At 31.7% G+C, this 11,757-nt stretch carries 14 protein-coding genes; 3 read left to right on the top strand and 11 right to left on the bottom strand.

Translation table 11 applies throughout. From position 1 onward, the window contains the following. Positions 1 to 60 precede the first annotated feature (60 nt). Positions 61 to 2,613 (bottom strand): translocation and assembly module lipoprotein TamL, encoded by a 2,553-nt coding sequence (gene tamL, locus H601_RS0108135; protein ID WP_026711050.1) that lies wholly within the window; start codon positions 2,611 to 2,613, stop codon positions 61 to 63. Between the two features lie 34 nt (positions 2,614 to 2,647). Between tamL and H601_RS0108130 the strand changes: the two genes are divergently transcribed. Next, on the top strand, positions 2,648 to 3,376 hold the full coding sequence (locus H601_RS0108130; RefSeq protein WP_026711049.1) for a TrmH family RNA methyltransferase: 729 nt from the start codon (positions 2,648 to 2,650) through the stop codon (positions 3,374 to 3,376). Here H601_RS0108130 and porT read toward each other — a convergent pair. Next, the gene (porT, locus tag H601_RS0108125) at positions 3,373 to 4,074 is read right to left on the bottom strand and encodes a type IX secretion/gliding motility protein PorT/SprT (RefSeq protein ID WP_026711048.1); all 702 of its coding nucleotides are present in this window, start codon (positions 4,072 to 4,074) and stop codon (positions 3,373 to 3,375) included. The genes H601_RS0108130 and porT overlap by 4 nt on opposite strands. 1 nt (position 4,075) lies before the next feature. After that, on the bottom strand, positions 4,076 to 4,807 hold the full coding sequence (gene ubiE, locus H601_RS0108120) for a bifunctional demethylmenaquinone methyltransferase/2-methoxy-6-polyprenyl-1,4-benzoquinol methylase UbiE (protein WP_026711047.1): 732 nt from the start codon (positions 4,805 to 4,807) through the stop codon (positions 4,076 to 4,078). Between the two features lie 174 nt (positions 4,808 to 4,981). On the opposite strand from ubiE, the gene H601_RS0108115 reads away from it, so the two are divergent. Next, on the top strand, positions 4,982 to 5,320 hold the full coding sequence (locus H601_RS0108115; protein ID WP_245571629.1) for a hypothetical protein: 339 nt from the start codon (positions 4,982 to 4,984) through the stop codon (positions 5,318 to 5,320). 52 nt (positions 5,321 to 5,372) lie between these two features. Here the strand turns inward: H601_RS0108115 and H601_RS0108110 are convergent, their stop codons facing one another. Continuing rightward, entirely contained in the window at positions 5,373 to 5,855 is a 483-nt protein-coding gene (locus H601_RS0108110) for a dihydrofolate reductase (RefSeq protein WP_026711045.1), read from the bottom strand. Between the two features lie 2 nt (positions 5,856 to 5,857). Beyond that, the gene (locus H601_RS0108105) at positions 5,858 to 6,202 is read right to left on the bottom strand and encodes a 2TM domain-containing protein (protein WP_026711044.1); all 345 of its coding nucleotides are present in this window, start codon (positions 6,200 to 6,202) and stop codon (positions 5,858 to 5,860) included. A 249-nt stretch (positions 6,203 to 6,451) separates the two neighbouring features. Between H601_RS0108105 and H601_RS0108100 the strand changes: the two genes are divergently transcribed. Beyond that, positions 6,452 to 6,748 (top strand): isoamylase early set domain-containing protein, encoded by a 297-nt coding sequence (locus H601_RS0108100; protein ID WP_026711043.1) that lies wholly within the window; start codon positions 6,452 to 6,454, stop codon positions 6,746 to 6,748. Positions 6,749 to 6,796: 48 nt separating this feature from the next. Here H601_RS0108100 and H601_RS15470 read toward each other — a convergent pair whose 3' ends face one another. From H601_RS15470 to H601_RS0108070, 6 genes are all read right to left on the bottom strand, one after another. Then, positions 6,797 to 7,186 carry an energy transducer TonB gene (locus tag H601_RS15470; RefSeq protein ID WP_169628259.1) on the bottom strand — a complete coding sequence of 130 codons (390 nt, stop codon included), beginning with the start codon at positions 7,184 to 7,186 and terminating at the stop codon, positions 6,797 to 6,799. Positions 7,187 to 7,255: 69 nt separating this feature from the next. Next, positions 7,256 to 8,050, bottom strand: a complete 795-nt coding sequence (locus H601_RS16140) for an energy transducer TonB (protein WP_026711042.1) — start codon at positions 8,048 to 8,050, stop codon at positions 7,256 to 7,258. Positions 8,051 to 8,059: 9 nt separating this feature from the next. Then, entirely contained in the window at positions 8,060 to 8,884 is an 825-nt protein-coding gene (locus H601_RS0108085; protein ID WP_026711041.1) for a thymidylate synthase, read from the bottom strand. A gap of 42 nt (positions 8,885 to 8,926) precedes the next feature. Next, complete coding sequence (locus H601_RS0108080; protein WP_026711040.1) at positions 8,927 to 9,286, bottom strand: four helix bundle protein; 360 nt, start codon at positions 9,284 to 9,286, stop codon at positions 8,927 to 8,929. Positions 9,287 to 9,394: 108 nt separating this feature from the next. Then, positions 9,395 to 11,053 (bottom strand): NupC/NupG family nucleoside CNT transporter, encoded by a 1,659-nt coding sequence (locus H601_RS0108075; protein ID WP_026711039.1) that lies wholly within the window; start codon positions 11,051 to 11,053, stop codon positions 9,395 to 9,397. 26 nt (positions 11,054 to 11,079) lie between these two features. Next, positions 11,080 to 11,700 carry a bifunctional nuclease family protein gene (locus tag H601_RS0108070; RefSeq protein WP_026711038.1) on the bottom strand — a complete coding sequence of 207 codons (621 nt, stop codon included), beginning with the start codon at positions 11,698 to 11,700 and terminating at the stop codon, positions 11,080 to 11,082. Positions 11,701 to 11,757 lie beyond the last annotated feature (57 nt).

Here is an 11,757-nt window from a genome sequence, read left to right as displayed (position 1 = left end):
TAATTGACCACAAATTCGCTTTCCAATCGCTTACTTTTCACAAAAAGTTACGATAACGATTTAGAAAGGATAATTGATACCAATGTTAAAAACGGAGTTACTGAAGTTGTAATCTCTAAACCATCTTTGTTCAGTATTAACAGCAGGATCAAACGTTTTAAAACCAACATCAAAACGAGCTACCACAAATCCAAAGTCATATCTAATTCCGAATCCGGAACCAACAGCAATGTCTTTTAAAGAAGATAAATCGTTGAATTTTGCCTCTTCATTTTCAATGTTATCTAAAAAATTCCAGATATTTCCAGCATCCACAAACAATGCTCCTTTTATTTTTTGGGTAACATTAAATCGGTATTCAGCATTTAAGGTCAATTTTAAGTTGGCATCATTAAAATCATTCTGTGAGCCACTTCTACCAGGGCCAAGACTATAAGGTCTCCAAGCCCTGTTATCATTAATACCTCCGGCAAAGTAACTTCGTGAAAAAGGAATGTTGTTTGAGTTTCCATAAGGGACTGCAACTCCAAGGAAAACTCTAGTTGCAATTACATTTTGTCTTTTTAGCTCAAAATGTTTGATGTATTCAAATTCTGTTTTTAAATATTGCGAAAATTCAATGTCAAAAATAGTTCGGTTTCCTTTATCGTTTAAGGGTTGGTTGGAAGCGTTAGCTAAAAGTGATAACACATTTCCGGCAGATTCAATTTTTGCTCTGAAAACATAAAAATTATAATCTAAGATTCCCGTTTTGGTGGTTTTTGTAAAACTATAACTAGAGGCTAGTATGAGATTGTTTTCAGTTAGTCTTTCTTTTCTTTCTTGTATACTTCGGATTTCTCTAAAATCGTTTGTTGTCGTAAAAATGGTTGGGTTTTCACCTAATACATCATTTAAGAAACCATCTGTTCCGGAGTTAATAATTAAATTTCCATCATCATAATATTCTTCTGGTACAGTGTAATTTTTTGAGATAGCATTCAGAGCACTATAAGAAGAGCGATATACATTAAAGTAATTACTAATATTAATATTTTTTACATATTGAATGGAAAATAAATCAAATTTTACAGTGTTGTTTCGTTTTGGAATCCAGTTATAAGTAAAAGCTCCGGTTAAATTTTCTTTATCTAAACCAATGTTTTGTTGTTTCGCAAAACCAACACTTAATTGTGTTGAAGGAAACATTGATTTTGGAATAATCTTATCTGAAGCAAATGGGAATAGAAAACGTGGAAAATTAATTCTAATATCTCCACCAAATTCTGAAATATTGAAAAATCGATTATCAGGATTAGCCAAATCTCTAGAAGATCCTATATTACCTCTACCTGAAATTTCAAGTGTTTCTGCACGATTAAACAAGTTTCGAATGGAGAATGTTAACTGACCAGCTATTCCAAAATCTTGAATATTTGAATGCGTAACATCAAACGATGCTCCAAAACTGTATTTAGGTCGCGGATTTAAAAAAATAGAGGCAATTAAAGAATTTTGAATCGAATCTTTTTCATTGATTTTGTACTGAATAGAGGGATAAGTGAACACTTTATAATTGCTTAGCGACCTTGTGGTAAGATTATTTTTAAAATCAGCATACGTTCCGCCTTTTGTAATGAATACAGCATTGGTAATTGATTTTGGTTTGTATTTAAATTTTCCTGAACTGAATAAATTATAATTGTTATACGTTAAACTGTCTGTGATGGTAGCATTATTTCTTTGGTTAGGGTTGATGGTATAAATGTTTACTTCACTTATTTTATGGACTTGGAAAGGTTTAGTTCGAATAGTGTCACCATCACGATAAGTAAAATCACTAATCAAAATTTTTACATTTGCCTTTTTACCGGTATCAATAGTATCAATGTCATAAGTGATGAAATTTTGTTGAAAATTATACACTCCATTATTTCTAAAAAAAGCAGTTAACCGACTTCTTTCTTCATCAAAAACGGATGAATTATAATTGTTTCCTTTTTTTATTAAGGAATTGGATTTTGTCAATATATATAAAGAATCCAAGGCTGGAGAAGCTATAACTGTTGAAATACTGTCAATTTTATATGGTTCTCCTAATTGAACTAAAAAAGTAGATTTTACTTTTTTAGGGCCCAAACTATCTGTTGTGTAGGATGCTTTTACATTAAAATAACCTTCATTGAAGTAATGTGACTTTAATCGGTTGATAGTTTTCTTGCTTTTAATTTCATCATATAATACCGGTTCGTCTCCGGTATTTTTTAAAAATGTATGCACTCCTTTATGCCAAAACGATTCACCAAGTCGATAAACTTGCTTTTCAGAAAGCAACTTTGCTGTGCGTCTGAATTTGAGGGTGTCATAAATGTATTTTGCTGCAAAAACCGAATCAGGATTGGGTCTTCCCAAATTGTAAATATGTAAACTAAAAGGAATGGTTAAAACTTTTGGATTGGGTTTTTGTATTAAAAGATTAGTAAGTTCTTCATCACTAATCACTTTTTCATCTACCTTTAATTCGGTTTTTGTTAAAAGATTTTTACCGTTTGGAACTCTTTTGGTAGAATCACAAGCGTAAAAAACAATGATGAATACAATTATAAATGATATTTTTGTGAAAATTCTTTTCAAGCTTTTCAAAATTTAATCAAAAGTACATTTTTTTATGCTTAGTAAAAATCAAATCAAACGAATTACAGCTTTAAAACAGAAAAAAACAAGAAATGAACTTAAATTGTTTATTGCTGAAGGTAAAAAAGTAATTCAAGAATTGGTTGATGCTGGTTTTACGATTAGCGAAATCTATGCCACAAATGAAGATATTTCCTTTTCTTCTTCGCTTATTCCTACTCTGATTTCAGAGACAGATTTAAAAAAAATTACGTGTTTAACCACTGCAAATGATTGCTTGGCGATAGTAGAAATGCCTTCTTTTAGAAAGCCGAAAACCAATGGTTTACTACTGGCTTTAGATGCCATTAGAGATCCGGGAAATTTAGGGACAATTATTCGTTTAGCAGATTGGTTTGGAATTGAAGATATTGTTTGTTCTGAAGATACCACAGAGGTTTTTAATCCAAAAGTGGTACAAGCTTCTATGGGTTCAATCAGTAGAGTAAATGTATGGTATACCAATTTAATTGATTTTTTTGACGACATTCAATTACCTATATATGGAGCATTTATGGATGGTGAAAATGTCTATCAACAAGAACTTCCTGAAAATGCAGTGCTAGTCATTGGAAATGAAGCAAATGGCATTAGCAATCTAGTAGAAAAACACATTCAAAAGCGAATTTGCATTCCACGATTTGGAAAACTTCAAGTTACTGAAAGTTTGAATGCTGCAACGGCAACTGCCATTTTATTGAGCGAATTCAAAAGAAATGGTTAGTGGAATGTAAAGTTGATAAAAAATCCTCTTGTACTCATAGATTGAACAGAAGACGTCCACGGGCTATTCGGATCATTATCTCTTTTTAATTCGTCATCCATACTGAAAACACCACGAATGGACGGTGAAAATTTAAAATATTCCAAGTAAATGTCGATACCAAAACCAACTTCATAAAAATTAGTCCACGGAATCATTCTAAATCGATTGTTTTCATTGTCATCTTTGGCTTTCGCATTGCTGGAAAGATTTAAGGCCGTTGAAACACCACCAACTATAAAAGGTTTAATATTTCCGGTTCGTTGGGCAGAAAATTTCAAAAGAAGTGGAAAAAAAATGTATGTAGATTTAACCTCTCTTAATGCATCAAACTTGTTATCAAAACCAGGGAAAGTTAAATTTCTTTGGGTGTAATATAAACCCGGTTCAAAACGAAGGTTCAAATGATTCGAAATTCTCAAATCGCCAACTAATCCCACATTAAATCCTAATGTGTTTTCTGAAACAATCTCATCGGCCAATCTGTTTTGGTCAATTTTAAAATCTAAAGAATTGAATCCGAGATAATAACCCCAATGTACTCTTTGTTTATCGAAATTTTCAAGATGGATAATAGGGTCTTTGCCAAAAATGCTACCAAATTGGGCATAACTTTGAAACGCTATTATGGAGAATAATATGCTATATATGGCTTTCATTTTATTGTTTTGAAGCAGAATAAATTGTGGCTACACCAAATGTTTGCGGCATAGCTTTCACTTCTATAAACCCAATTTTTCTCAAAATATTGTTTAACTCTTCGCCAAATGGAAAAACGGAAGCCGATTCAGATAAATAAGCATAAGCTGAATTGTCTTTCGAAAAAAGACGGCCAATAAGAGGAAGAATATTTTTTGTGTAAAAATGATACCCTTGTTTAAAAGGAAATTTTTGAGGGACAGAAGTTTCTAAAATCACAAAAACACCATTTGGTTTTAATACTCTTACAATTTCAGAAAGCCCTTTTTCAAGGTTTTCAAAATTTCGAATTCCAAATGCTACTGTTATCGCATCAATTGAACTGTCTTCAAATGGAAGATTTTCAGAATCCCCCAAAATCATTTCAATTCGGTCATCTAGTTTTTTATGTATAATTTTCTTTTTCCCTACTTCTAGCATGCCGGCAGAGATATCTAAACCTATTATTTTTTTTGCTTTAGTTTTAGAAAGAAGAATGGCTAAGTCTCCTGTTCCGGTTGCAATATCAAGAATTGTAGTTGGATTTTTGGCTTCAACTATCGATAACACTTTTTTTCTCCACTTGATGTCTGTACCAAAAGATATTACACGATTTAAGCCGTCATAATTCCCTGAAATGGTGTCAAACATCTGGGCAACCTGTTCTTTTTTGCCAAGTGAAGAATCTTTGTAGGGAGTTACTATTTTCGCCATAATTATATTTTGGACAAATATAAGGGTTAAATGTTTAGGATTAAAATTTTAAGAAGTAAAAAATGTTTACTTTTTTTATAAAAAGAATAAACAAAATATCACTAAATTTAGTGATATAAAAAATCCCTATTTTTAGGGATTGTGTATATGATTCTTAATGTTGAATTTTACAACATGAATCAATTACTTGTTTACATGTTATCAAGAGTTATTAAAGCTGAAATGAAATGGATACTATTGGCACTAGTCATCACATTTTTTCTTGTTAGCAGTATCGACAGTTCCGTTTTATTAAGCGGTTCTGCAGTTGGGGTGCCAAGCACGTTCTTAGGGTTAAATTTGTTTTTGGAAATTTTAGTTTTTTTCGCCTTTAGTACCTTTGTGGTATTTGGTATTAAAGGTTTCTTTGAGATGTATTCTCAGAGGTTTGCCAATGTCGTAATCTTCATTTCTGGAGTTTTTCTGGCAGTGGTAATTTTTATATTAAGTTATCAGATACTGATGCTTGAATAGGCTACTCAAACATGAAACAATGATTCTAAACATCCCGAAAGGGATGTTTTTTTTATTTACGGATGTAGGTTAAATAACTAAAATCTACTGCGTGCTTTTCATCTTTAGGATGGTATTCTTCTTCAATAAGTTGCCATTCATCATCATTAATTTCTGGGAAAAAAGTATCTGCTTCATAAGAAGCATGAACACGAGTAAGTTCTATAATATCGGCAATTTTAATAGCTTGTTTGTAGATTTCTCCACCGCCTATGATAAATCCATCTTCCTCTTCGGGGATATATTCTAATGCTTTCTCTAAACTATCCACAACAATACAATGGTCAGGTTGATAATTTTTTTGACGAGTAATAATTATGTGTGTTCTATTGGGTAGTAATTTTGGGAAACTTTCAAACGTTTTTCTTCCCATTATGATATAATGACCGGAAGTAAGTTCTTTAAATCGTTTAAAATCATTGGGCAAATGCCAAACCAAATCGTTGTTTTTTCCTAAGGCATTGTTTTCTGCCGCAGCAGCAATCATAATAATCATGCTTATTCTACTTTTTTTGAATTGATGTCATTCTCAACTTTTTGTTCCAGTTGTTTAATGCGTTGTTCTTGTTTTGCCATTAAGCGTTCAATTTGTTCTCTTTCCCATTCTTTATTCATGAACCGGTCGGTGATATAAACTTTAATAAAATGAAGGATGAATAGAAAAAACCAAAGCGTTACAGCCCATAAATACCATCCTTCAAAAGGTTGAATATCAAAGAATTTTTCGATTAAAAAGAAAAATAAACTACCCACTAAAAACAAGACAAAGTGAAAATATAATCTTTTCTTTTGTTTTATTCGTCTGCGAGCATATTCATATTTTTCATGTTGCTCCGTATTCATATCCATAAATTTTGCTGTTTTTTGGCATTGAAAGGTAAAGTTTTTTTGAAAAATAAAAAAATCAAATTACGTAAAATGAATTACGAAACCGTTTTCCTGTTTTCATATATGCAAATCAACTGGTTATAAATTGTAGAATAGTGTTTTTTTAGACTAACTTTTTAATAAAATGATAAAAGTAACGCTAACTATTTGATTTTCATTATTCTGTTTGTTTCTTTGTAGCATAATTCTAAAAATTAGATAGTTATGGCAATTAAGAAACAATTTATAAAAACAAAACCGGTTTGTAAAGTAACTTTTTCAATCGAAGCAAAAGAGGCAACTACTGCCGCTGTTGTTGGTGATTTCAACAACTGGAATCCAAAAGAAGGAGAATTAAGCAAGTTGAAAAACGGAACATTCAAAGCAACATTTGAATTACCGGCTTCTAATTCGTACGAATTCCGTTATTTAGTTGACGGAGAATTTGTAAACGACGATCAAGCAGATGCTTACAAATGGAATGATTTTGCTGCTGCTGAAAATAGTGTTGTAGCGGTTTAAGAATAGCTTAAAATTTAAATTTAACCACCTCTTTTTAAGGTGGTTTTTTTATGTCAACTTGAATGTTAAAGGAATTGCCATTGACATTCTTACGGGCTTGCCTTTTTGATAACCGGGTATCATTTTTGGCAATAATGAAAATATTCTTTTTGCTTCATCCTCCAAAATAGGATGTGGACCTCTTATTTTACTTATGTTAACACTACCATCTTTTTCAATTATAAAGGAAATAAATACTTTTCCCTGAATTTTATCTTTAATTGCAGCTCTAGGGTATCTGAAATTAATTTTAATATGTTCTTGTATTTTTTCTTGGAAGCAATGTTTTCTTTCTTTCATAGAAATTTCCTCGCAACCCGGAAAAATTGGAACATCTTCAATAATTTGAAAAGAAACATTTTCTTGATTCTCGCTCTCTTCTGTTTGAGCTGAAATCAAATTAATACATAAAAGAAAAAACAAAATTCTAATTTTATACATCCTTTTAAATAGTTATTGTGTGATTATTTAGTCAAGTTTAAAAGTAATAGGTATACTTAGCGAAAATTTTACGGGAATCCCTTTAATTGTTCCATTTACAAATTTTGGAATTTTTTTCAAAATTCTTTCGGCTTCGTCCTCCAGCATTTTATCAGGACCACTTAATTCTTGAATAATTAACATTCCGCTTTTATCAATATAAAATTTACATTCAACTCTGCCCTCAATCCCTTTTCTTAGTGCTTTATTCGGATATCGAAAATTTTTGACTATATGATTTGAGAAATATTTATTAACACAACCTTCTAAATCAGCTGAATTTGCACATTCTGACGGATGAGGTCCAATCATAAATTTTAATTGAGATTTATATTTCATTTCTTTTAATAATTCAGTACTAGCAATAATAAGTTTGTTGTCTGAATTTTTTAAAAAAACAAATTCAAAACGTTTTGCTTTAAGTATATCCTCAGGATTTTCAACGCTTGGATAGGGTTGTAATTGAAGTAAAAATTGAATTATTTTAATTTTCAATTCTTCATTTACAAAGTCAATATCAATATCTTCTCTAATAGGTTTATTTGGACCGTAAACAAAAGCAAAAGTTAAAGAAGCTTTGTTGTCTATCATTTTCCTAATGATGTCATTTTCAATTTCAGGAGTAATTAATCCTACTATTTCTTTTTCAAAAACTTCTCTTTCACAATCATAATAATCTGACTCTATGTTGCAGATATCCGTAAATGGATAATACTTTTGAGATTTAATTTCTTGACTTAACAAAGAAAATGAAAATAAAAAAAAGAATAATTGATATTTCATAAGTAAATTTTAAACAGCAACAACTCCTTTAATATGCGGATGCGGATCATATCCTTCCAACGTAAAATCATCAAATGTAAAATCGAAAATATTTTTAACTTCCGGATTCAAAACCATTTTTGGTAATGGCCTTGGTTCACGTGAAAGTTGTAATTCCAATTGTTCAATGTGGTTGTTGTAAATATGTGCATCACCAAAAGTGTGAATAAAATCACCGGGTTGTAAATCACAAACTTGTGCAATCATCATGGTTAATAAAGCGTATGAAGCAATATTAAATGGTACGCCCAAAAAGATGTCTGCACTGCGTTGATACAATTGGCAACTTAATTTTCCATCAGCCACATAAAATTGAAAAAAGGCATGACAGGGTGGAAGAGCCGCTTTTCCATTGGCTACATTTTCTGCAAATGATTTCGATGTATCCGGTAAAACAGAAGGATTCCAAGCGGAAACCAACATTCTTCTGCTATTTGGATTTTTCTTCAACGTTTCTATTAATTCGGTAATTTGATCAATTTCTTCACTGTTCCAATTTCGCCATTGGTGTCCGTAAACCGGACCTAAATCGCCATTTTCATCGGCCCATTCGTCCCAAATTTTTACACCATTTTCTTTGAGATAATTAATGTTTGTGTCGCCTTTTAAAAACCATAACAACTCATAAATAATCGATTTCAAATGTAGTTTTTTGGTGGTCACCATCGGAAAACCTTCACTTAAATCAAAACGCATTTGATACCCAAAAACACTGATGGTTCCTGTCCCGGTTCGGTCGCCTTTTTGTGAACCATTTTCTAAAACGTGTTTGACTAAATCATGATACTGTTTCATTTTAATGGAGGTAATAGGTTATTGGTAAATGGTAAAAGGTTTTTAATTGTGCTTATTTAAATAATTAATAAATGACGTAATCTTCATTTCAATCAATTGAGTTGAGTTGATAATATTATTAATTTTATTTTCTTGCAAAAAATCTAAATCTACAGACAAAATTAATTGAGTTTCCAGTTCATAACATGACCCTAAACTAATTTCTAAAAATCTTGCAAAATCTTTATTAGATTTTTTTGCACAACCCTCAGCAATATTTGATGGAATTGAGATTGAACTTCTTTTCATTTGAGAGGTTAACCCAAACTTTTCTTCCTCAGGCATTTGTTTCATCAAAAAATAAATTTCTTTGACTAAAATTCTTGATTCTTTCCAAATGTCTAATTCTCTAAAATTTCTCATGGCTTATATTAATTTAAAGGTTATATACTTAATAAAATTTTTAATCTTTTTTATTTCTCCCATCACCCATCACCCATCACCAATTACCCATCACCAATTACCCATCACCTATCCAATTATCATTCCGGCAATTGTAGCTGAAAGCAGAGATGCTAAACTTCCACCAATTACCGCTTTTAAACCAAATTCAGAAAGTGTTTTACGTTGACCTGGAGCTAATGACCCAATTCCTCCAATTTGAATTCCGATGGAAGCAAAATTGGCAAAACCACATAACATATAAGTCGCCATGATTACTGATTTATCATACGTAAAATGAATCGTAGAAGCGGCATTTTTTAACTCAGCCAATTGAATGTAGCCCACAAATTCAGATGCGGCTAATTTTATCCCCAGTAATTGCCCCATTAACATGACGTCTTCTTGAGCCACACCAATTAACCACATTAAGGGGGCAAACACAATTCCTAAAATAGTTTCTAATGAAAATTTAGAATAAGGTGTGTTTGAGGCAATAACTTCATTTAATCCAGACCAACCGCCAATCCAACCTAAGGTGTAATTTATCATCGCAATAAAAGCAATAAAAACTAATAACATCGCTGCAACATTGGCGGCTAATTTTAACCCTTCTGTTGTTCCTGTAGCTATTGCATCTAATATATTTGAACCGATTTTTTCTTTTGAAACCTCTACATTGGTATCGATAGTTTCCGTTTGCGGAAATAACATTTTTGACACAACAATCGCTCCCGGAGCTGCCATAACTGACGCAGCAAGTAAATGTTTAGCAAATTCCAAACGCAAAACAGGATCATTTCCGCCTAAAAATCCAATGTATGCTGCTAAAACTCCTCCGGCAACTGTGGCCATTCCACCAACCATAACCAAGAGAATTTCACTTTTATTCATTTTCTCCAAATAAGCTTTAATCATCAATGGAGCTTCGGTTTGTCCTAAAAAGATGTTTCCAGCTACAGATAAACTTTCTGCTCCTGAAATACCTAAAATTTTGGTTAAAAGCATCGCTAAACCTTTTACAACAACTTGAATAATGCCTAAATAAAATAGCAAAGAAGTTAAGGCAGAAAAGAAAATAATCGTTGGTAAAACTTGGAATAAGAAGATGAAACCGAAATTATCTACATTCATCATGCCACCCAATAAAAATTCACTTCCAGCTCTTGTAAAATCCAAAACTTTTACAAACAATCCGCCAACAAACTCAAAAAGATTTTTAATAAATTCGACTTTTAGCACTCCAATAGCTAAAATTAACTGTGCTAAAACACCAATCACAACCGTTTTCCAATTAATTCCTTTTCGGTTGGAACTGAAAATGTAAGCAATGAAAAGAAGCGACAACATTCCTAATACGCCTTTCCACAAACTAGTAATAGTAAAGCCTTCACTGGCAATTAATTTACCTTGATTTTGAACCGATTCTATTTTATTAGAGGCAAAAAAAGAATAGGCTTTGTCTTTCGATTTTAAAGTCAAAAGCGAATCTGATTTTGAGGTAATTATAAATCGTTTTGTTGGAGCATCTGCACCATTTTCAAATAAAAAAAGGCAGTTGTCTTGAACTAAATAATCTCCTTTTTGTGTAAGACTGTCAGATGTAATTTTTAGTTCATAGCTACCCTCTTTTAATACTAAATAATCCGATTTAGAAGAACTCAATTGCCATTTTTTTTCTAACTCTTGAGCTTTGAAACCAAGTGTGAACAACAAGGTTAATGATAGTAAAACGATTTTTTTATACATTATAATGTGATTGGAAGATGTGTTATTTAAGATTCTTTTTTGGAGATTTCATCTCTGATTTTTGCCGCTTTTTCATAGTCTTCATTTTGAACGGCTTCGTTTAATAATTCATATAACTCTTTAATCGTTTTTGAACTATAAATATCTTTTGTGGATTCCTCAATACCAAATGTTTCAGGTGTGCTTAAAACTCCTTGATCCTCATTTTCGGCATTTTCAGGTTCCATGGTATTTCCTTTTAAATAAACACCAGCTTTGTCTAAAATGTTTTTATACGTAAAAATGGGAGCGTTGAATCGTAAGGCCAAAGCAATAGCGTCAGACGTTCGAGCATCGATAATTTCTTCAATTTTATCGCGTTCGCAAATAATACTGGAATAAAAAACACCATCAACTAATTTGTGAATGATAACTTGTTTTACCACAATATCAAAACGATCGGCAAAACTTTTAAACAAATCATGTGTGAGGGGGCGAGGAGGTTTAATTTCTTTTTCTAAAGCAATGGCAATCGATTGGGCTTCAAATGCTCCAATTACAATAGGTAATTTTCGTTCTCCATCAACTTCATTCAATATTAGGGCATATGCACCGTTTTGGGTTTGGCTATAAGAAATTCCTTTTATGGCTAGTTTTACAAGACTCATAGTATAACAATTCACTAAAAGTGAAGCATTTATGTTTAATTACTAATAAAAAATTGG

Origin of the sequence: Flavobacterium filum DSM 17961 (genome assembly GCF_000425465.1) — a bacterium.
Lineage (GTDB): Bacteria > Bacteroidota > Bacteroidia > Flavobacteriales > Flavobacteriaceae > Flavobacterium > Flavobacterium filum.
This window is presented reverse-complemented; position numbering and strand designations above follow the sequence as displayed.

Coding starts and splice junctions, on each gene's coding strand:
- H601_RS0108115 (WP_245571629.1), top strand. CDS start 4,982: ATGAATCAATTACTTGTTTACATGTTATCAAGAGTTATTAAAGCTGAA.
- H601_RS0108080 (WP_026711040.1), bottom strand. CDS start 9,286: ATGAGAAATTTTAGAGAATTAGACATTTGGAAAGAATCAAGAATTTTA.
- H601_RS0108085 (WP_026711041.1), bottom strand. CDS start 8,884: ATGAAACAGTATCATGATTTAGTCAAACACGTTTTAGAAAATGGTTCA.
- H601_RS0108110 (WP_026711045.1), bottom strand. CDS start 5,855: ATGATTATTATGATTGCTGCTGCGGCAGAAAACAATGCCTTAGGAAAA.
- ubiE (WP_026711047.1), bottom strand. CDS start 4,807: ATGGCGAAAATAGTAACTCCCTACAAAGATTCTTCACTTGGCAAAAAA.
- H601_RS0108075 (WP_026711039.1), bottom strand. CDS start 11,053: ATGTATAAAAAAATCGTTTTACTATCATTAACCTTGTTGTTCACACTT.
- H601_RS0108130 (WP_026711049.1), top strand. CDS start 2,648: ATGCTTAGTAAAAATCAAATCAAACGAATTACAGCTTTAAAACAGAAA.
- porT (WP_026711048.1), bottom strand. CDS start 4,074: ATGAAAGCCATATATAGCATATTATTCTCCATAATAGCGTTTCAAAGT.
- H601_RS16140 (WP_026711042.1), bottom strand. CDS start 8,050: ATGAAATATCAATTATTCTTTTTTTTATTTTCATTTTCTTTGTTAAGT.
- H601_RS0108070 (WP_026711038.1), bottom strand. CDS start 11,700: ATGAGTCTTGTAAAACTAGCCATAAAAGGAATTTCTTATAGCCAAACC.
- H601_RS0108100 (WP_026711043.1), top strand. CDS start 6,452: ATGGCAATTAAGAAACAATTTATAAAAACAAAACCGGTTTGTAAAGTA.
- H601_RS0108105 (WP_026711044.1), bottom strand. CDS start 6,202: ATGAATACGGAGCAACATGAAAAATATGAATATGCTCGCAGACGAATA.